This is a genomic window from Mesorhizobium sp. M0491 (assembly GCF_040321265.1).
In the GTDB taxonomy this organism is placed as follows: domain Bacteria; phylum Pseudomonadota; class Alphaproteobacteria; order Rhizobiales; family Rhizobiaceae; genus Mesorhizobium.
Genome location: NZ_JAMYRE010000009.1, coordinates 1 through 18,434 on the forward strand (window position 1 = coordinate 1; position 18,434 = coordinate 18,434).

The 18,434-nt window shown below is 61.9% G+C and carries 24 protein-coding genes; 7 read left to right on the forward strand and 17 right to left on the reverse strand.

Annotation, left to right across the window (positions count from 1 at the left end):
- The first annotated feature begins 242 nt into the window (after nt 1-242).
- Complete coding sequence (locus NKI69_RS13155; protein ID WP_352721578.1) at nt 243-557, forward strand: hypothetical protein; 315 nt, start codon at nt 243-245, stop codon at nt 555-557.
- Here NKI69_RS13155 and NKI69_RS13160 read toward each other — a convergent pair.
- Nucleotides 550-1,146, reverse strand: a complete 597-nt coding sequence (locus NKI69_RS13160; protein ID WP_352721580.1) for a hypothetical protein — start codon at nt 1,144-1,146, stop codon at nt 550-552. The genes NKI69_RS13155 and NKI69_RS13160 overlap by 8 nt on opposite strands.
- A gap of 401 nt (nt 1,147-1,547) precedes the next feature.
- Between NKI69_RS13160 and NKI69_RS13165 the strand changes: the two genes are divergently transcribed.
- Entirely contained in the window at nt 1,548-1,973 is a 426-nt protein-coding gene (locus NKI69_RS13165; RefSeq protein WP_352721582.1) for a hypothetical protein, read from the forward strand.
- A gap of 203 nt (nt 1,974-2,176) precedes the next feature.
- Here NKI69_RS13165 and NKI69_RS13170 read toward each other — a convergent pair whose 3' ends face one another.
- The 3 genes from NKI69_RS13170 to NKI69_RS13180 all read right to left on the reverse strand — a co-directional run bounded on the left by NKI69_RS13170 (nt 2,177) and on the right by NKI69_RS13180 (nt 3,764).
- Entirely contained in the window at nt 2,177-2,569 is a 393-nt protein-coding gene (locus NKI69_RS13170; protein ID WP_128303830.1) for a RidA family protein, read from the reverse strand.
- 349 nt (nt 2,570-2,918) lie between these two features.
- Nucleotides 2,919-3,380: a DUF6644 family protein gene (locus NKI69_RS13175; RefSeq protein WP_352721584.1), complete on the reverse strand. Its 462-nt coding sequence runs from the start codon at nt 3,378-3,380 to the stop codon at nt 2,919-2,921.
- Entirely contained in the window at nt 3,381-3,764 is a 384-nt protein-coding gene (locus tag NKI69_RS13180) for a DUF6152 family protein (protein ID WP_023809710.1), read from the reverse strand.
- A 212-nt stretch (nt 3,765-3,976) separates the two neighbouring features.
- Here NKI69_RS13180 and NKI69_RS13185 point away from each other — a divergent pair, with 212 nt between their 5' ends.
- Complete coding sequence (locus tag NKI69_RS13185) at nt 3,977-4,297, forward strand: DUF1476 domain-containing protein (RefSeq protein ID WP_023809711.1); 321 nt, start codon at nt 3,977-3,979, stop codon at nt 4,295-4,297.
- A gap of 343 nt (nt 4,298-4,640) precedes the next feature.
- Here NKI69_RS13185 and NKI69_RS13190 read toward each other — a convergent pair whose 3' ends face one another.
- Nucleotides 4,641-5,195 (reverse strand): DUF4142 domain-containing protein, encoded by a 555-nt coding sequence (locus tag NKI69_RS13190; protein ID WP_023809712.1) that lies wholly within the window; start codon nt 5,193-5,195, stop codon nt 4,641-4,643.
- A gap of 209 nt (nt 5,196-5,404) precedes the next feature.
- Complete coding sequence (locus NKI69_RS13195) at nt 5,405-6,148, reverse strand: DUF899 family protein (protein ID WP_023809713.1); 744 nt, start codon at nt 6,146-6,148, stop codon at nt 5,405-5,407.
- A 145-nt stretch (nt 6,149-6,293) separates the two neighbouring features.
- Here NKI69_RS13195 and NKI69_RS13200 point away from each other — a divergent pair, with 145 nt between their 5' ends.
- Complete coding sequence (locus tag NKI69_RS13200; protein WP_023809714.1) at nt 6,294-6,629, forward strand: hypothetical protein; 336 nt, start codon at nt 6,294-6,296, stop codon at nt 6,627-6,629.
- A gap of 13 nt (nt 6,630-6,642) precedes the next feature.
- Here the strand turns inward: NKI69_RS13200 and NKI69_RS13205 are convergent, their stop codons facing one another.
- From NKI69_RS13205 to NKI69_RS13225, 5 genes are all read right to left on the reverse strand, one after another.
- Nucleotides 6,643-7,467 (reverse strand): carbohydrate ABC transporter permease, encoded by an 825-nt coding sequence (locus tag NKI69_RS13205; protein ID WP_352721588.1) that lies wholly within the window; start codon nt 7,465-7,467, stop codon nt 6,643-6,645.
- Nucleotide 7,468: 1 nt separating this feature from the next.
- Nucleotides 7,469-8,431 carry a carbohydrate ABC transporter permease gene (locus tag NKI69_RS13210; protein ID WP_352721590.1) on the reverse strand — a complete coding sequence of 321 codons (963 nt, stop codon included), beginning with the start codon at nt 8,429-8,431 and terminating at the stop codon, nt 7,469-7,471.
- A 47-nt stretch (nt 8,432-8,478) separates the two neighbouring features.
- Nucleotides 8,479-9,747, reverse strand: a complete 1,269-nt coding sequence (locus tag NKI69_RS13215) for an ABC transporter substrate-binding protein (protein ID WP_352721592.1) — start codon at nt 9,745-9,747, stop codon at nt 8,479-8,481.
- A gap of 251 nt (nt 9,748-9,998) precedes the next feature.
- Nucleotides 9,999-10,487 (reverse strand): GNAT family N-acetyltransferase, encoded by a 489-nt coding sequence (locus NKI69_RS13220; RefSeq protein WP_023809718.1) that lies wholly within the window; start codon nt 10,485-10,487, stop codon nt 9,999-10,001.
- Nucleotides 10,488-10,492: 5 nt separating this feature from the next.
- Nucleotides 10,493-11,398: a lytic transglycosylase domain-containing protein gene (locus NKI69_RS13225; RefSeq protein ID WP_023809719.1), complete on the reverse strand. Its 906-nt coding sequence runs from the start codon at nt 11,396-11,398 to the stop codon at nt 10,493-10,495.
- A gap of 181 nt (nt 11,399-11,579) precedes the next feature.
- Between NKI69_RS13225 and NKI69_RS13230 the strand changes: the two genes are divergently transcribed.
- A complete protein-coding gene (locus NKI69_RS13230) occupies nt 11,580-12,149 on the forward strand; it encodes a methylated-DNA--[protein]-cysteine S-methyltransferase (RefSeq protein ID WP_023809720.1) in 570 nt (189 codons plus the stop codon).
- A gap of 304 nt (nt 12,150-12,453) precedes the next feature.
- On the opposite strand, the gene NKI69_RS13235 is transcribed toward NKI69_RS13230, so the two are convergent.
- The gene (locus NKI69_RS13235; protein ID WP_352721595.1) at nt 12,454-12,843 is read right to left on the reverse strand and encodes a nuclear transport factor 2 family protein; all 390 of its coding nucleotides are present in this window, start codon (nt 12,841-12,843) and stop codon (nt 12,454-12,456) included.
- A 1-nt stretch (nt 12,844) separates the two neighbouring features.
- A complete protein-coding gene (locus NKI69_RS13240; RefSeq protein WP_023809722.1) occupies nt 12,845-13,747 on the reverse strand; it encodes an MBL fold metallo-hydrolase in 903 nt (300 codons plus the stop codon).
- A gap of 156 nt (nt 13,748-13,903) precedes the next feature.
- On the opposite strand from NKI69_RS13240, the gene NKI69_RS13245 reads away from it, so the two are divergent.
- Nucleotides 13,904-14,794, forward strand: a complete 891-nt coding sequence (locus NKI69_RS13245) for a LysR family transcriptional regulator (RefSeq protein ID WP_164892914.1) — start codon at nt 13,904-13,906, stop codon at nt 14,792-14,794.
- Nucleotides 14,795-14,820: 26 nt separating this feature from the next.
- Here NKI69_RS13245 and NKI69_RS13250 read toward each other — a convergent pair whose 3' ends face one another.
- Entirely contained in the window at nt 14,821-15,150 is a 330-nt protein-coding gene (locus NKI69_RS13250; RefSeq protein ID WP_023809723.1) for a hypothetical protein, read from the reverse strand.
- Between the two features lie 276 nt (nt 15,151-15,426).
- On the opposite strand from NKI69_RS13250, the gene NKI69_RS13255 reads away from it, so the two are divergent.
- Nucleotides 15,427-15,639, forward strand: coding sequence for a cold-shock protein (locus NKI69_RS13255; RefSeq protein WP_010910991.1), 213 nt, complete (start codon nt 15,427-15,429; stop codon nt 15,637-15,639).
- A 236-nt stretch (nt 15,640-15,875) separates the two neighbouring features.
- Here the strand turns inward: NKI69_RS13255 and NKI69_RS13260 are convergent, their stop codons facing one another.
- The 3 genes from NKI69_RS13260 to NKI69_RS13270 all read right to left on the reverse strand — a co-directional run bounded on the left by NKI69_RS13260 (nt 15,876) and on the right by NKI69_RS13270 (nt 18,358).
- Entirely contained in the window at nt 15,876-16,484 is a 609-nt protein-coding gene (locus NKI69_RS13260) for a glutathione S-transferase family protein (RefSeq protein ID WP_128303818.1), read from the reverse strand.
- Nucleotides 16,485-16,622: 138 nt separating this feature from the next.
- Nucleotides 16,623-17,471 (reverse strand): EAL domain-containing protein, encoded by an 849-nt coding sequence (locus NKI69_RS13265; RefSeq protein WP_128303817.1) that lies wholly within the window; start codon nt 17,469-17,471, stop codon nt 16,623-16,625.
- Nucleotides 17,468-18,358 (reverse strand): EAL domain-containing protein, encoded by an 891-nt coding sequence (locus NKI69_RS13270; protein WP_352440418.1) that lies wholly within the window; start codon nt 18,356-18,358, stop codon nt 17,468-17,470. The genes NKI69_RS13265 and NKI69_RS13270 overlap by 4 nt, the downstream gene beginning before the upstream one ends.
- Nucleotides 18,359-18,434 lie beyond the last annotated feature (76 nt).

The window sequence follows — 18,434 nt, forward strand, 5'->3', positions numbered from 1 at the left end:
TCGCGGGAATCGGTGACGTTGAACATCACCAGCCTGCCATGACCGCCCTCTCTCAGCGAATTTGCAGAACTCTCAGCACACTACCAAATATCCCCTTGAGATATGTAGATTGACCATCCGCATCCGTTGGGCTTTTTCATTTTGCGAACAGATTTCAATGCGCGACCCGCAGCGGAGTAGTACAGACTTCCACTAATAACAAAAGTCGCGTAGCATCCTCCTTTGATCTATGGGAGGGGAAAATGGCAAAAACAACTGAACCGAAACTAGGGCTTGCGGTCATGCAAGTTCTGGCAACGCGACCAAAACACGTGGGGACCGTCAGAACCTTGATTAGAGAGGTTCCTAAGTACGTGAAGCTAACCGCTGACGACCAAGAGCCTTCGCTGATCCGTCAGGGAGAAGAAATGTGGGAACAGCGAGTGCGAAATCTAAAATCGCACGACAAGACGCCCGGTAACGTGATTGCAGAGGGATTCGTAGAGCACGTCGGTCCGGGTTTATACCAACTCACTGACGCAGGCCTGCTGCACCTCAAGCATGAGGGCCTTATTTAGAGAACTTCGCTTTATATCCCGGCCGGAACCATTTCAGTTCTGTTCCGTCGGGAGCGTCCTTGTCCCATACAAACCACGCATAGGCAGTGGTTCCGGACCCCGCTTGCACGGCCCTGGCTGGATAGAAAGTGATCCGTTCGCTGAACACCCAGACACGGGCTGGTGGGCATTCTGCGAAGATCGTATTCGCGCGGTTTGCTCCTTCTAGAAAGGCAAGCCTTAGAAGCAGCGCAAACTTACTACGCGCCAGTTTCACTCCGGAGCGCACGAAACTTTCCGCGCTATTGTAAGGAGGGTTGGTCACGATGTTGTCCGCTGGCGTTCGCGCTATATTGAAGTCAATCCCAGCCTCACCAAAGCCACGGTTAAAAAGATCCGAACTGCGGACGGTGTTGCCATGACCCTCTAGAACTCGGGACATTGCGCCGTCGCCGCAGGCGCATTCCCATATCTCGCCAGAAAATTTTTCATTTTCCATCAATGCATGCGTCGCCCAAGCGGGCGTAGGGAAGTAGTCCGGACCGGCCAGATCGGCAAACCGCTTCATTGTCGGCTTAAAGCCGCCGTTAAGGTTATACGTCGCGTCCATAATGATTCGACCCCGCTGGCGCAGAAACAATAACAGAATCATATAGTTAAATAACTGTTAAGATGATGCGGCGAATTGACTCAGGCGCCCCTGCCGACCTTGAAGTGTGACCGCGCCAAAGTTGCGCACATGATGCGTCATTCTGACACTGCGGTCGGCCGACTTCGCTAGGGACTCGTTAACCATGACTCGCCCGAGTTCAACGGATTTGGGACCAGAGAAAGCTACTGCGCGTAGCAAAAGCCGTGCCAGCCCACCTGGACTCCAATCGTTAAGGACTCGTCAACCATGACTCGAGTCCGAATTCTCTTGCAAAGGCAACGGACTTGCTCTAGACTTAGTGCATGGCTTCGTTAAATGAATTTCTCGCCGTGAGGCACAGGGCTTTAGTAAGAGCGCTCGTGGAAACACGACGCCAACTTTCCTCTATAGAGGAAGAGATCGATCAAATTGAAAAAGCAGCAGAAGCTGCAAATATAAGCCTCGATACCTCTGATAGCAGCAAGCGTACGAGAGAAATAGATTTTTCGTCCCAATCTAAACTGCCGAGGACAATGAAAGAAGCGGCGACAGAGGCACTCAAGGACGAGCCGTCTGGTATGACCGCCAACGATATACTAAAAATTGTCAATGCCAAACTAGGAACTGACTACCCCAGATCCAGTTTGAGCCCTCAACTTTCTCGTCTTAAAGTCGATGGTATCCTCTACAGGGAAGGTGATCGCTGGATACTGGCACCGGATCGCAATCTGGCTGCGAATTCACCCAGCCTCGACGAGAACGGGGCATCCGAAGATGCCCCAGACCTACCGACCGTGAATGATTGAAGTCCTAGCGATCGGTTTTCTCTAACTCCAAGGAGGCCTCACATGCAGCCGCCTTAGCAACAACCCTGGCTACGCATGACCCAGTCATTCGTAGCGAGCAGCCGGGGAGCCCGGCAGTGGTGATGCGTGTCTCTAGCACCCATCACCACACTAATTAGTTGACCCACGCCACACGGTCAACGCCATAGGAGCCTCTACGGATCTCACGCCACAGCCACACACTCAATCTCGATATCAAACTCCATCGGCCAGGACGCCACCGGCACAAAGCTCCTCGCCGGCGGGTTGGTCGAAAAATACTTCGCATAGACCCGGTTGATAGCGTTGTAGAAGCCGGAGTTGACGGCGTAGATGCGCACCATCACCACGTTGTCGAGCGAGGTGCCGGCCGCTTCCAGGCAATGTTTCAGCGCCTTCAGCGACGCCTCGGTCTGCGTTTCGATGTCGCCGCGCACCATCTCGCCGGTCACCATGTCCACCGGCGGCGTCGCCGAGATGAACACGAAGCCGTTGGCCCTCACCGCTGTCGAGCAGGGAAGGCCGAGCGCCCGCACCTTGTCCGACATGACAGGCACTTCGATGATTTCTTTTTTCATGGTGGTTCTCCCTGAGTATGCAGCAGGCTGCCGCGTTAGCGCTAATGAAGAGCCCCCTAACCTTCCCCCCAAGGGCAGGGCTACCGCATGTGGATTCTTGCGAAGAAGGACCCCCACCCTAACCCTCCCCACAAGGGGGAGGGAACGCTGCCGCGTGCCTTTAAATTCTTCTTTGGCGCCGAAAGACAGACGATTTGCCTAGGTCAGCGCCAACGGAAGTCTCCCTCCCTCTTGTGGGGAGGGGTTAGGGGTGGGGGTCCTCTTCGCAAAAAACTGTAGGTGACAACCCAGGTGCTTCAGGGAGCTTATCCCTGCACTGGCGGAACGCCAGTGCAGGCGCTCGCTCTAATCAGAGAAAACCGATGAACCGTCCGGCGAAAAGCACGGAAATCCACAGCAGAATTGAGAGCACGGCCAGGACGGTCCCACCTGCCGGCTCGCCGCTGCCTGTTGCGCGGGAGAGGCGCATGAAGGCGAGGAAGTTGACGCCGGCGAGAAGGATGAGTGTCATCTTGGCGAGGAAAATCGGCATTGCCGCATAGGTGCTCGCCTTCACTGAAAACAGCAGCGATCCTGTGACAAGCGCACCGCCGAACGCCGCCAATGCAATACGGCGCAGCAGCGCGACGAACGCCGCTTGCGGCAGCGAGCGGAAAGCGCCGCAGATCCTGAGGTCCATGAGAACGACGCTGGTCAGCAGCGCGCCGATCGACATGATGTGGAGCGCATTGACCACGGGGTAGGCGACGAAGGACGCCTTCAGCCACCGCGCCAAAGCGAGTTGCTCGATGCCGGCGAGAAGCTCCATCATCTAGGCGGGCGGCACACGGTCGGGATAGACATCATACGTCTTCCCATTGACGATGAGGCGCACCGCCTTCATGCGCTTTTCGGTCGCCTCGAGCGAGCGGTTGCCGATCGCGGTCACCTCGTCGCCGACCTTGGCCACCTCCTCTGTGAAGCCGGCGGCGATCGTGCGGGACGGCGGCGCCATCTCCACCCGCCAGGCCTCGCCCTCGGCGTCGACATCCAGCGTGGCGTGCGGATTGCCGATATAGATGGCCGTGATCTTGCCCCTGAGTTCGAAAAACCCGTCCTGCGTCCACGACCAGCCATGATGGGCATAGGCCGCGGTGCCGGCGGCAAGGATCACGGCCGCCGTCAGCAAGACGCCGCGAATTCCGTTGAACTGCATCGCTCGTCTCCTCGGTTCATCCCGCAGGGATTGAAGAGTAGGACGCGGCACGGCAAGGTCAAATCACATCGGGCGAAGACCACTGCCGCCAGGCGCCCGCTCAATCACCGGCGACCTTGCCTTGCTAATGACATCCATGCGCGCCACTCTCGCCTCTCCTGCCGTTCTTCCCCCAGGCTGAAGACCGGACTCACATCTAAACGAGGCAAACCATGAGCAGCATGAGAGACCGTCAGGAAGGCTTCGAAAAGAAGTTCGCGATGGACGAGGAAACGAAGTTTAGGGCCATGGCGCGCCGCAACAAGCTGCTCGGCCTGTGGGCCGCCGAAAAGCTCGGCAAATCCGGTGCGGATGCCGACGGCTATGCGAAGGAGGTCGTGCACGCGGACTTCGAAGAGGCCGGCGACAACGATGTGTTCCGCAAGGTCCGCGCTGATTTCGACGCGGCAGGCATCGCCCAGTCGGATGCCCAGATACGCACCGCCATGGAAGACCTGCTGGTGACCGCGGTCGAGCAGATCAAGTCGACCTGAGCAGCGCTCAGCCTTGATCGGTATAGGGCGTGCCGTCCTTGAGGCACAGGGCCACATTGTGGTGTTGGTTTGCCAAGCGGGCTGGCTTCCATGGTAGCGCTCTACGGCGCCCCCTCTGTCCTGCCGGACATCTCCCCCTCAAGGGGGATTGGCAGCTTTGGCGCCGGCCTTCATCTTGCAACGTTGAAAATTGGCGAAAACAGTGACGACGGCCAATCTCCCCACCTGTGGGGGTTGAGGAGTGGTCCGCGAAGCGGATGGAAAGCCAATTGCTTGGCTTTCCAAATAACGAACGTCCGGCAGGACAGAGGGGGGCGCCGTAGAGCGCCGACCTGAACCGCCCTCACCCCTGATGCGCGGCCGCCAGTTCCTTCACGTGCTTTTCGTGCATCTGCAGCGTCGGCAGCGTCTTCTTGGCGAATTCCTTCATCGCCGGGTCGTCGCCTGACTTTGCATAGCCGCTGAACAGCGCGACGGCTTCCTTGTGGGCGTTGGTCTGCATTTCGATGTATTTCGCCTGGAACTGATCGCCGCTGGCGCTCTTCAACTCATCGAGCATCTTCTGCTCCTTGGGCTGCAGGGCCGGACCGGACGGCGCTGTGGCCGAGGTTGTCTGGCCCTGGGCAAGCGCCGCCTTGAATTCCTCGCCGGCCTTGGTGTGATCGGAGATCATCTGTTTGGCGAACGCCTTGACGTCGGCGTCGGTCGCCTTCTGCTCGGCGAGCTTGCTGGACTCGATCTCGAACTCATTGGCGCTCGGCACCGTCTTGATGAAGGTCGAAGTGTCGACCTTCGTCGTCGTGGCGAGCGGCGTGGTCGTGGCGGTCGTGTTCGACTGGGCAAAGGCCGGCGCGCCGGCAAGCAATGCTGCTGCGGTCAGAATGGTAAGCGTTTTCATGGCATGTCTCCGGTTGAAATTGTCCCTCGGACAATCCAACGTCGCTTGGGCACTCCGGTTGCAGCTCATGAGGAAGAAGCCTGCGCACGTCGCCTCAATCGCCCCACCGATCCGTGCCTGACTCGAACGCTCGCCGATGCCCTCGTTCGAGCCAGCCATGGGACTCATGTTCCGAAAACTAAAACGCGGCGGCTGACCAGAGCTGCCTTTCAGTGGCAACACGCCCCGCCATATTGCAACTGCTCGTTCCAGTTCGGGCGGCCTTCAGGCGTGAAATCCATCAGGTTCCACAGCGTTTCGCAGGTACCAAGGCCGCGTGGGTCCTGGCCCGGCTCCGTCGGTGCGAAATCCAGTTCCGAGCTCCAGAAATGGCGTATGCCGTCGCCGTCGCGGTGGAACACCGACAGCAGCGGGATCTGTGAGCCGTCGGCCGCCTCCGCATTGTAGTCGCGCTTGAAGCTGTTGGAAGCCGAAGACACCAGCCGCATGTTGCGCCAGCCCCGGTCGCGGCCGAGCGTGACCAGGTTTTCGAGCGCGGTCTTGCCCACCACCGCGAAATTGAAGCCGGCGGCCTGGAGATGCCCGACGGCGCCGTCGAACTGATCGAGCAATGCCGTGCAGGAAGGGCATGGCTGGTCCTGCCGGGCGAGCCTGGCCGTGCCGCCGCTGGTCGCCACATCGCGCTTCTCCTGCGGGTGGCGCGGGAACATCATGTTGTAAAGGATCAAGCTGTCCTTGCCCGGCGCGAACAGCTCCGAAAGCTTAATCTTGGCCGGCCTTCGATCGGTATCCAGCCCGTCGAACTCATAGTCCTGACGGATCAGCCCGCCCGGCGGCAGCGCGCGCCGGGCCTCGGCGACCTCTTCCATGACGCGGCGCAGCTCGATTTCCTTGCGCAGCAGTTTTTCGCGCGCGGTGCGGTATTTCGCGGATTCGTTAGGAAAGGTGATCATGATCGGCTCCTTCAAGTCGCGGCGCCGGCGTCCCGGCGCGGTTGCTCTGCGACCCAAGGACGTTTGGCGGCGATCGGTCCCGACATTCATTGCGCCTGGCGAGATGTCGTAATACCTGTTCGGGCAGCGTGATCCGGGGGACAAGATGCACGACGACGAGATCGATCTGCGCTGCCCGCAAGTGGTGGCCGACAATGCCGCCAAGGGCCTCAGGCTGCGCGGAGAATTCGGCCGCGGCGGCACCGAGATCGGCGTCGCCCGCGCCACCGAGCTGAAGAACCGGGAAAAGCTCGCGCCCTCCACCATCCGCCGCATGGTCAGCTATTTCGCCCGCCACGAGATCGACAAGCGCGGCAGGAACTACGGCAATGAGCAAAACCCTTCGGCCGGTTACATTGCCTGGCTGCTGTGGGGCGGCGACGAAGGCCGCGCCTGGGCGCTGGAGCTCAAGAAGAAGATCGGCAACGCACCGGACATCTGAGCGTTTCGCCCCCTCACCCCTTGACCCCGCCGGCGGTGAGGCCCGAGACGATCTTGCGCTGGAAGATCAGCACCAGCACCACCAGCGGCACCGTGACGATCACCGAGGCCGCCATGATGTTGCCCCAAGGGATCTCGAACTGCGAGTTGCCGGAGAGCAGCGCGATCGCTACCGGCACGGTCCGCTGTGCGTTGTTGGAGGTGAAGGTCAGGGCAAACAAGAACTCGTTCCACGCGCCGATGAAAGCCAGCAGGCCGGTGGTCGCCAGCGCCGGCCACATCAGCGGCAGGAAGACCCGCGTGATGATGATCCACGGCGTCGCGCCGTCTAGGATCGCCGCCTCCTCGACCTCGACCGGCAGGTCGCGGACGAAGGTGGTGAGCACCCAGACGGTGAACGGCAAGGTGAAGATCATGTAGGAGAAGATCAGCGCGAATAGCGAATTGTAGAGGCCGAACAGGCGGACCAGTTCGAACAGCCCGGCCAGCAGCGCCACCTGCGGGAACATCGACACCGACAGGATTGTGAACAGCAGGGCCGAGCGGCCGCGAAAGCGGATACGTGCCAGCGCATAGGCTGATGTGACGCCGAGCAACAGCGAAAGCGCAACCACCGCGCCGGAGACGAACAGCGAGTTCAGCAAGTTGCGCACGAAGCTGCCCTCGGTCACCACATTCCTGTAGTTGGCGAGACTGATCGTCGTCGGCCACAGATCGGCCCGGAACAGGTCGGTCCCCGATTTCAGGCTGGTGACGATGGCGTAGTAGAACGGGAACACGGCGACGAAGACGATGACCGCGACCAGCAGGTAAAAGGCCGTGCGCTTCAGGATCCACATGTCAGCGGCCTCCGTCCAGGCTTATCCGGCCGATCCGGATGGTAACGATGGTGAGCAGAGCGAGGGTCAGGAAAAGCAAGGTCGAGGCGGCGGAGCCATAGGCGAACTTGTCGAACTCGAACAGGTTCTCGCGGGCGAACACCGACATCGACTTGGTGTGCACATTGTTGGGCGTCAGCACATAGATCAGGTCGAAGATGCGCAGCGCATCGAGCGCGCGGAAGATCACCGCCACCATCAGCGCCGGGCGGATGAGCGGCAAGGTCACCCGCCAGAAGATCTGCCAGGGGTTGGCGCCGTCGAGCCTGGCGACCTCGATGATCTCCCTCGGCAGCATCTGCAGCGCGGCCAGGATGAGCAGCGTCATGAACGGTGTCGCCTTCCAGATATCGACGATGAGGACGGCCGCCATCGCCGTGTCGGCGTTGGCCGTCCAGGCGATCTTGGTGCTGATCAGGCCGAGATTGAGCAGCACGACATTGATGATGCCGAACTGGTCGTTGAGCATCCATTGCCACATCTTCGCCGAGACGATCGTCGGGATCGCCCAGGGGATCAGGATCGCTGCCCTGACGATGCCGCGGCCGGCGAATTCCGCGTTGAGAACCAGGGCAACGATGGTGCCGAGGATGGTCTCGCAGGTCACCGAAATCACTGTGAAACGCACCGTGTTCCAGACGGCACGCCACCAGACCGGATCGACGAGCAGCCCGTCATAGAGGGTCCGGCCGCTCGGCATGTGCAGCACCGAGAAATAATTGGCGAAGCCGACCCATTGGCGCGCGTCGAGGTCGGCCAGCGAGGCGTCGGTGAAGCTGAAATAGACCGTGCGGGCAAGCGGCCAGCCGGCCGCCGCGGCGAGCACCAGCAGCATTGGCGCCAGGAAAAGCCACGCCGAGCGAACGCGCTGCGCCGTCAACTGCGAGTGCGCGGCCCTGGCTGTTTCCGGTTCCGTCCTTGTCATCTCGCTCCCGCTCGTTGCGGTCCCGCCGGGTGGCTGTCCCAGTATCGTCACCAGCCTCGGCCCTTCAACTTGGTCAGCATCGCTTCGAGATCGGCCAGATTGTCGGCGGCAGTGCCGTCGCCCGAGAGCGTGTTGTGCACGGCGTTCCAGAACTGGCTCGACGCCTCGTTGTATTTGATCCTGGTCGCGGCCGAGGGGCGCGGCACCGCATCGAGAAAGATCTGCTTCCAGCGCGGAACGATCGGCTGTTGCCTGGCGATGTCGGCATCGTCATACAGCGCCTGGATGGTCGGCAGGTTGGACGTCTTCAGCGTGCGGTATTTCTGCATCGCGGGCGAGGCGATGAACTTGATCAGCTCGATCGCGGCATCCGGATGCTTCGAATATTTGGAGACGGCGAGATTCCAGCCGCCCAGGGCCCCGACCGGTCGGGCGCCCTCGCCCGTGCCGGCCGGCAGCGGCGCCACGTCGAATTTGCCCTTGATCGGCGAGCCCTCGCCGTTGCCGAGCGCGTAGGCATAGGGCCAGTTGCGCATGAACACCGCATTGCCTGTCTGCCAGACACCGCGCGATTCCTCTTCCTGGTAGGCGAGCACGCCGGGTGGCGCGATGGTCCCGACCCAGCCCTTGACCATGTCGAGCACCGCCGCCGCTTGGCTGTTGTTGACGGAGATGGTGCCGTCCGGCTCGATGATCTGGCCGCCGCCATTCGACATCACCCATTCGAGCGCGTCGCAGGTCAGCCCCTCATAGGCATTGCCCTGAAAGACGAAGCCCCAGATATCCCGATTGCCAGCCGCACGCTCCTTGTCCATGACCAGCTTGGCGGTGTCGGCCAGTTCCTTCCAGGTGGCCGGCACCTTGGCGCCATATTTGTCGAGGAGATCCTTGCGGTAGTAGAGCGCCGGCGCATCGGTAAAGATCGGCAAGGCGACGAGCTTGCCGTCGACGGTCTGCGACTGGATGATCGACGGGAAATGCTCAGCCACGATATCCTTGGTCGCTGCGGTCAAATCCACGAGCTGGCTGGCGAGTTGCGGCGCCCAGATCACATCCGTCTGGTAGACGTCGATGTCGCTGTTTCCGGCGGCAAGCCAAAGCCGGTACTGGCCGAACTGGTCGGTCCCGGACGCCGGCATGACGACGATGCCGACCTTGTTGCCGCTGTCTTTCTCGTAACGGTCGAGGATCTCGCGCAGCACCTTGATGCCATCGCCGGTATCGCCCGACACGATCGACAGATCGACGGCCCATGCTGGCGTGCCAGCGAGCATGGCAGCGACGCCGACCGCAAGGAATGCGTGAGAAAACGTCATGGTGGTGGATGTCCCTCCGCAGCCGGTGACGGAAAATCCTCCCACGCGCCGGCAGCTTGTCAGGCCCTCACCTCCCATTAAATGCGAAGCGGCGCTTTTGGGTTCCCAAATCATGCCGTTCCTGCGTGGGCGACATGCATCAGGGTGTGTTGAGATTCAGGTCAGGCAACTATGGGTGCTTCGGCCGGCGAAGGCCGGAAGCGCAGGGAACCGTCGCTTGCAGGCCGGCATCACCTGAATATCCGCACACCCTAGCCTTCCCAGGCGACAGGCATCATCCCCAGCCGCTCATAGAGCCGGACCGCGGCGGGATTCTCGACCGTGTTGGTCTTGAGGTCGACATGATCGGCGCCGCGTTCGCGAAAAACGGCGAAGGCGTGCCACATCAGCGCTTCGGCAACACCCCTGCCGCGCGCCTCGGGATGAACGGCGAGGTCCTTGACGAAGCCGCGGGTCCAGCACAACGCCGCCGCCGCCAGCCGGCCCTTGGCGTCGATGACGAGGAAGCACAGCGCCGGGTCGAATTCGGGATCGTCCGCGATACGCGGCCACCACTCGTCGAACGGACCATCGGCGTCGTCATCGAACACTTCGGTCAAAAGCGCATGCAGGGCGGGCGCGTCACCGGGCTCGAAGCTGCGCATGACAAAACCCTCCGGCCAGTGCGGCGGAACCAGCGTCTCGTCGAGGATTTTGCACAGCCGGATGTCATTCAGAGCCGGCGGGCGCGGTTCAGGCATTGCGCTCAGGCGTCGGGCTGCAGGCGGCGGCGCTGGCGGTCGCGGCCAAGGCCGGTCGCCTCGAGCAGGCCCTTGCGCTTGGCGTCGTAATAATAGCCGGTTTGATAGAGCCAGTCGGCCTTCTTGGCGTTGCCGCCGGCCACCAGCCAGGCGCCGCGCAGATATTTCACCGCGTATTTCAGATTGGTATCGGCGTCGAACAGGCCCTTGGCCGGCCCGTCATAGCCCATGCCGCGCGCCGTCGCGTGTTTGATCTGCATCAGTCCCCAATGGCCGTTGTTGTAGGCTTTTGGGTTGAAGGTGCTCTCGCGGTTGACGACATGGCGCACCAGATCCACCGGCACCTGATAGATCGCCGCATATTTCTCGATCAGCCGCTCGACATCGCCACGCACGCCCGTCGCGTGTTCTTCTTGCACGGGCCCTGCCGGGAACTGGACCAGGGCCGCCGGGTTCTGCGGCACGACATAGGCGACCTGCTGGACGCCCGGCATGCGATCGCCCTTGGCGGTTGCCGGTATGACGAGCCCCGCGGTCGTATAGGTCTCGGCCGCCTTGACCGGCTCGCTCGCCTTTGCCGGCGGCGGCGCCTGCCAGGCATTGGCGGTCATCACCGCGGGCACGGCTGGTGCCGCCGGTGTCGATCCGGCAAAAGCGGCGGTCGCGGCAGCCGGCTGTGCGGCGGGATCGAGCGGCAGTTCGGCCGTCTGAGCGGGGGCGATTCCCGATGATTCCGGCAGCACCGAAACCGTCTCCGGCAGAGGCACGGTGAAGCCGGCGTCAGTGCCGGCGACGGTCGCTGTTTCGGTGAGAGCAGGCGCGGACTTCATCTGCGAGGTCGACGTGCAGCCGCTGATGCCGGCGGCGGCCAGGATCACGCCGATCGCGATAAGGTTGAGTTTTGCTGGCAAGCCGCGCTCGGGTCCGGTTTGTCGGGTTGTTAAGAAATCCCTTACACCAGCGATTCAGGCCGGGCAATCGGGGCGATCAGGTGGTTTTCGGGTGGCGAGACGCAGGCGGTGGTGCCATATTGTTCCGGATATGTACTGGGACGAATCCCGGATTTCGCCACTTTGCGGGAAGGAGCGCATCATGGTCACGACAGCTTCGATCACGGCCGGCCACGCAGTGTTAGAAACAGTGATCGGTTTCATGGGCATTGCCTGGAGCGAAAAGGGCCTGATCCGGCTCTGCCTGCCCGAACGCAGCCGCGAAGCGGTGGAGCGGCGCCTGCTGCGCCATGGCGGCGTTTCCACCTCCACGGCGCAGCCGCCATGGGTGGTCGAGCTGATCGCAGCGATCAAGGCCTATGCGGCGGGCGAGGACATCGATTTCTCCGCCGTGCCGGTCGATCTCGACGGCGTCGACGATTTCCGCCTCGCCATTTACGACGCGGCGCGAAAACTCTCCTTCGGCGAAACCACCACCTATGGTGAGCTGGCCAAAACCGCCGGCCATGCCGGGCTCGCCCGCGAAACCGGGGCCGCCCTTGGCGCCAATCCGGTGCCGCTGGTCATCCCTTGCCATCGCATCCTTGCCGCCGGCGGCAAGATCGGCGGCTTCTCGGCGCCCGGCGGATCGATCACCAAGGAGAAGATGCTGGCCATGGAAGGCGTGCGCGTCGGCCCGCTGCCACCGGCGCAGGTGTCGTTCGGGTTTTGAACGGCGGCCGGTGCTGGCAGTAAGCCGGGATCAGTACATCGATCGCCTGTTGACCGGGTTGGCGGGCACCGGCTTCCAACGCGGAAAATATCCACGATGACCGTCTCTGGCGTGTCAGCCGTTTTCGGCTGAACGACCTGGGGCATGACAAGATCGCCTTGGGCGATCACCCGCTTGAAGTCGACCGCCTGTTTCGGCCAATGGGCAACTCCCATCTTTTCCAGAAGCTGCCTGACCGAGTCGCGACCGTCCGTCATCGTCGGGTTTAAGTTGCAGCATGGATGTCTCCCTGGTTGCGTCGGTGTCAGGTCAGTGCGCGCGCGACGAGGACCGTATCGACATACTGCCGCATGCGGATGATCTTGCCGTCCCGCAGTTCGTAGAGATGAGCGAAGGGGGCCGTCATGGATTTTCCCGTCGCCTTGTATGTACCGGAATACACGCCGAAGGCCGCCACCCGGTCGCCATCGGCAATGAAACTGTGCACGGCGGCGTGGTATCCGGTCCACTCCGAGCCGAGCCGCTTGAAAACACCCTGCATCAGGGCCTCGACGCCGGTATAGGTGCCGGCATAGGGAAACCCTTCCGCCTCGGTCCATTCGATGTCGGCGGAAAGAACGGCCAGCAGATTGCGGCCGTTCTCCTCGGAAGTTCCCTCGTAGGTTCTACGGATCAAATCGAGGTTCGTCGCCATCTCAGCCCCACTTCATCTCGCCCTTGGCGACCTTGGATCCGACATCGAGGGCGACGCCCATACCGAGGCCGGGGAAGCGGGCCTCCATGGCCGCCTTCAACGCGGCGCTGTCTGCCGCCTTGCCCAGTTCTTCCTCGAAGGTGATGAGATAGGACTTGGTGAACTCCACCGCCGAAGGACCGATCGCGGCATCGGGGGCCATGTGGCCAGGCACCACGACAGCGGGCTTGCGGGCGGCAATCGCGTCCAGCGTCTTGATCCAAGCGGCGCGGCTCTCCCTGGTCTGCGTGTCGGCGGTCCAGACATGAACGCCCGAGAAGATCATCACTCCGCCGAAAACGGCATTGAGCGACGGCACGAACAGATAGCGGCGGTTGGCCAATCCTTCTTCCGCATTGACGATCTCGACAGTCTCGCCATCGACGGTCAGCGTTGCGCCGTCGAATGCCTCGGGGAAGACGATGTCGGACAGCGCCTGCGGGCCATTTTCCTTCAATTGCGGACCCCAGACGGCGAGCTTCTTCTCCACATTGCCCTTGATGGCTTCCAGCGTGGCGGAGGCGGCGATCACTTTCGCCTCCGGGAAGGCGTCCCGCACCGGCTTCAGGCCGAAGTAGTAATCGGGATCGGACTGAGTGACGTAGATGGTGGTCAGCTTCTTGCCGCTGGCCTTGATGGCATCGGCGAGCGCTTTGCCGTCCGGATAGGTGAAGCCGCCATCGATCAACAGGGCTTCGCTCGGCCCCGACAGCAGCACCGGCGCACGGAAGAAGCCGTTTGGACCCGCCGGGAAGTGTTTCCAGCCAAGCTTGGCGCCGGCGGCTCGGCCGCTGTCGATGGGAGCGAAAGCGGCGGTTGCGCCGAGGGCCAATGAGGTCTTCATGATCTGTCTCCTCGTGAACATGGAATATCTCCGTTGAATGAAAGGGATCGGATGCGGCTGCGCACCCGCCGGCCGCAGGACGGACGGTGGAACGGCACGGTAGGCTCTTTGGATTAATCAATAAATTGGCTATAATAATACAAACTGTATGTTGAAAGCTTACAATGAGCCTTCGTGGTGGAATCGATAAACCTCAATCGCCTCGCCTATTTTGCCACGGTGGTCGACGCGGGTTCCTTCACCCGCGCGGCCGAGCGGCTCGGCATCACGAAAACAGTTGTCAGCCAACAGGTCGCGCGCCTTGAGGCTGAGCTGCGAACCACGCTTCTCGTGCGCACGACGCGAAGGGTCGAGCCGACGGAAGCAGGCCGTCTTCTGCATGCACGCTGCGTTCTGATCCTGCGGGATGTCGAAGAAGCGATCGCCGAGGTTGGCGAGGCCAACGCCGAGGTGGCCGGTGTGCTGCGTGTTTCCGCGTCCAATGATTATGGCGCGATCGTGCTGGCCCCGATCGCCGCCCGCTTTCGCCAGAAATTTCCTGCCTGCGGCGTCGAACTGCTCATTTCCGATGCCATAATTGACTTGATCGACAACAAGATAGACCTGTCCATCCGGGTCGGCTGGCTGGAGGACTCCAGCCAGCAGGCGCGCCGCATCGGCACCTTCCGGCAAATCCTGGTCGCGTCGCGGGATTTCGCCGCCGGGATCAGAGTAGACAAGCCAGAAGACCTTTCTTCCTTACCGCTCGTTGCCAATGCCGTGCTTCGCAAGCCGTTCACCTGGAACTTCACCCGAGGCGGTTTCGAGCCGCGCACCATCACCCTGCGCGAGGCATTCTCCATCAACTCGACGCCGGCTGTGCTGGAAGCGACGCTCGCCGGGGGCGGACTGGCAGTTCTGCCGGACTATCTGGTCGTCGACCACCTATCGCAAGGCCGCCTCGTCCACGTGCTCCCCGACTGGGTGCTGCCCTCCGGCGGCATTCACGTGGTCTATCCGGCAGCGCGCTTTCGCCCGCAAAAGGTGACGCAATTTGTGTCCATGCTCACAGAACACATCCGGGATTGAGAGCAATGGCTGCCGGTCGATAAGCGCTAGTTGTTGTGGAAGAACCGCCGGCGGAAATGCCGGTCATTGTCCGGCCGCTTACAGTTGTAGACCGGGCAGGACTTTGTGTCGGCGCTCGGCACGTAGGCCCGTGTCCTCACCTCGCCCATGCTGCAGAATCGCTGGCTCTGTACATAGCGGTCGTAGAGCGGCAGCCCAGGCACCCGCTTCGACTGATAGCGCAGGATGACGGCCCCTTGCCGGGCGATCGTCCCCTGAACCTTGCCGCAGCTCATACGCGTCGGGTCGTAGCGCGAGATCGCCTGCGCCTGAGCGGCGACAAGCGTGAGGCAGGCGGCAAGCAGAATGATTTTCATGGTCGTCTCCCCTGATCCGCCGCTCGAGAACAGCGTGATCTGCCGCAACGTTTTCAGCAGATTGGGGCAGCCGTTGGGCAGCGCTCGATCACGGCTTTCTCACGCAGTCTTGTATTTTATGCGAAACCAGCCTATATGCCTTCCATTGATATTTCGGCCGATCGATCCGGGCCTCGCGATCTTCGCGTTTGCTGACGTCTATCTCCAAAATCTCGATGCACACCGGCTGGACTTCGGTCCGGTCAATCTAAAGCAAATGTTGAAGGACTATCTAAAATGGCAACAGGAACGGTCAAGTGGTTCAACGCCACCAAGGGCTTCGGCTTCATTCAGCCTGACGCGGGCGGCGCGGACGTTTTCGTCCATATCTCCGCTGTCGAGCGTGCTGGACTGTCGACCCTGGTCGAAGGCCAGAAGATCAACTTCGAGATCGAGCAGGACCGCCGCACTGGCAAGTCGTCCGCGGGATCTCTGAGCAAGGCAGCCTGATTTTGCGAAGTGCGCGCGCCGGGCGAGAGCTCGGGGCGCGCGGCAAGTCACGGATGTACTGACAGTCGCGCGAGAAGCGCGCTGGAGCGGAAAGACCCGACAAGCTGGATCAGCAGATAGCTGCCAGCCCGGACCCGACGCTCCCGATCAGGCTACCAAGCATGGAAGGCGGGATTTATCCCGCCTTTTTGCTGTCTGGAGATCGGCGCCGCAGGCGATACGACCACCGGCGTTACTTACTCCACCCAATCGATCGGCACATGCCCCGGATCGGCCTCTACCCGGCCAAGCCAGGCCGCCACCGCCGGATAGGCGTCGAGCTGGAAACCACCCTGCTCCGCCGTATGCGTATAGGCATACAGCGCGATGTCGGCGACGCTGAGCGTGCTGCCGGAAAAGAAAGCATTGTTTTCCAGATGCCTGTTCATCACGCCGAGCGCCTTGTTGCCGCGCTCCAGCGTCACCGCCAGCCGCTCCGGGGTCGCATCCCCGGCACGTTCGGGGAAGGTCAGCAGCGCCTTGCGCACGGCAATGTAGGGCTCGTGGCTGTATTGTTCGAAGAACAGCCATTGATAGGCGAGCCCACGCTCATACCTGTCCGCCGGCAGGAAGCGTGTGCCTTCGGCGAGATAGAGCAGGATGGCGTTGGATTCGGCCAGCCGCCGGCCATCGTCGAACTCGAGCAGCGGCACCATGGCGTTCGGGTTCTTGGCGACAAAATCGGCTTTGCGTGTGTCGCCTGTGTGCGAACTCACTCCGACATTGGTAAAGGCAAGGCCAAGCTTGGCCATCAGCAGGCGCGGCTTGTAGCAATTGCCGCTGTCGATCATGCCGTAGAGTATCATGGCTGTTCTCCGGAGCACTGTCTCCGCGCGATTATCGCAGCGGCGGCGGCCTCAACCAATGATTTGTTTTGGTACGACGATCAGCGCCGCTGATGCAAAGCGTCCAAGGACGCTCACGGCACCAATTGTCGGCATGCCCTAGCCAAAGAGGGGCACGACCTTGCTGTCCCGGCCCAGCAGCGCATCGATGACCAGCGGCTTTTCCTCGAATACCGTGCCGGCAAGCGCGGGACGGGCGAGGAGAAAACCCTGCAGCAGGTCGACGCCGCCTTCGAGCGCGACGCGCAGATGGGTGGGCTGCTCGATGCCTTCGACCAGCACCTTGGCGCCGCGGTCATGCAGGCTGGAAACCAGCGGGCGGAAGAACCGTTCGGCGGCAGCGTGGCGGCAGAACTCCGCGAACCAGGTGCCGTCGATCTTGACGATGTCGGGCTTGAGCAGGCTCACCCGCTCCTCGGTCGAGTGCCCGGTGCCGAAATCGTCGATGGCGATGCGCATGCCGTCGCGCCGCATTTCGCGCACCAGCCGCGTGAGAAGCGCATCGTCGGCCGCCTGTTCGGTGATTTCGCAGACCAGCATGGCCGACGCCAGGCCGAACTCGCCGAGATGCCTGGTCATCAGGCGAATTTCGGCCAGTGCCCGCCCGGCATGGTCGTTGATCAACGGGTTGTAGTTGAAGAACAGGTCGAGGCCGTCGACGCCGATGTTGCGGAAATTCCTGAGATGCAGCGCCCGGCACATGGTTTCCACAAACAGCCGGTCCGAGACGGCAACGCTTTCAAAGAATACCTTCGGCGCGCCGGGGCGGCCGGCACGGTGCGGCTCGATCAGGGCTTCGGCCGCGACCGCGTGAAGGAACCGGCCGCGCGGCGCGAAAATCGGCTGGTAGGCGCTGCGCAGCCGGAACTCGCCATATATGCCGTATTCGATGCCGACTTCGTCGACCTGGATCGCATCGCCGACATTGCGCCGCCGATCATCTCTCATGTCGCCACACGGCGCCCGAAGGCCTTGACCGGCCGCGCCGAAGGCGTTGCCACGGCAGGAACCGTGTCGACGGCAGCAGCGACAGGCGCCTGCCTGGCCTTGTCGAAGACGCCAAAGCTGGTCGGCGCCAATTCGGGCCGCGCCAGCACGAAACCCTGCACCATCGACGCACCCGATTTCTCGGCGAGCTCCAGTTGCCAGCCCTCCTCGATGCCTTCGAACACCGTATGGATGCCTTGCTCCTCGAAGTTCTTCACCATGGCGGTCAGCAACGCAAAGCCGGCGCCGGACTCCATCAGCTGCGTGATCCAGTAGGCATCGAACTTGACGATATCCGGCTTCAACTCCTTGACCCGATTGATGTCGGAATCGTCGGCGCCATAATCGTCGACGGCGATGCGAAAACCGTTGGCCCTCAGTGCCGCGACGAAGCCGTGCAAGGCTTCCTGCGACGCCGACCGCTGCTCGGTCACCTCGCAGACGACGCGACGCGGGTCGATGCCGGCCTCGTGCAGCACGAGCCGCATGTCGCGCAAGGCAGCGTCGGCAACAGTGCGTTCGGTGAACACCGACGGGTCGAAATTGACGAAGATCGACGCTTCCCGCGGCAGGCAGGCACCGGCGTTGAGAAGATGCAGCGTCCTGGTCAGCGCCTCGATATGCAGCCGGTCGGCGGCCGGACAGGTCGAGAAGAAATTCATCGGCGATTGTGGCTCGCCGTCGCGGAACGGTCGGATCAGCCCTTCGAACGCGACCACCGACAGCTTGCCTTCCTTGAAAGCGAAGATCGGCTGGAAGGCGCTTTGCAGCGTGTAGATGCCCCAGACACCGGTGGAGGTGCCGTCGTCCTGGCGGATGATGTGGGCAAGCCCGACGCTGCGCGACACGGTTCCTCGCTCCGCAATTGGTCTGCGATCCTGCCACTCAAGCCTCTACCGCTCGTTAATGAATTTATTGTTGCCG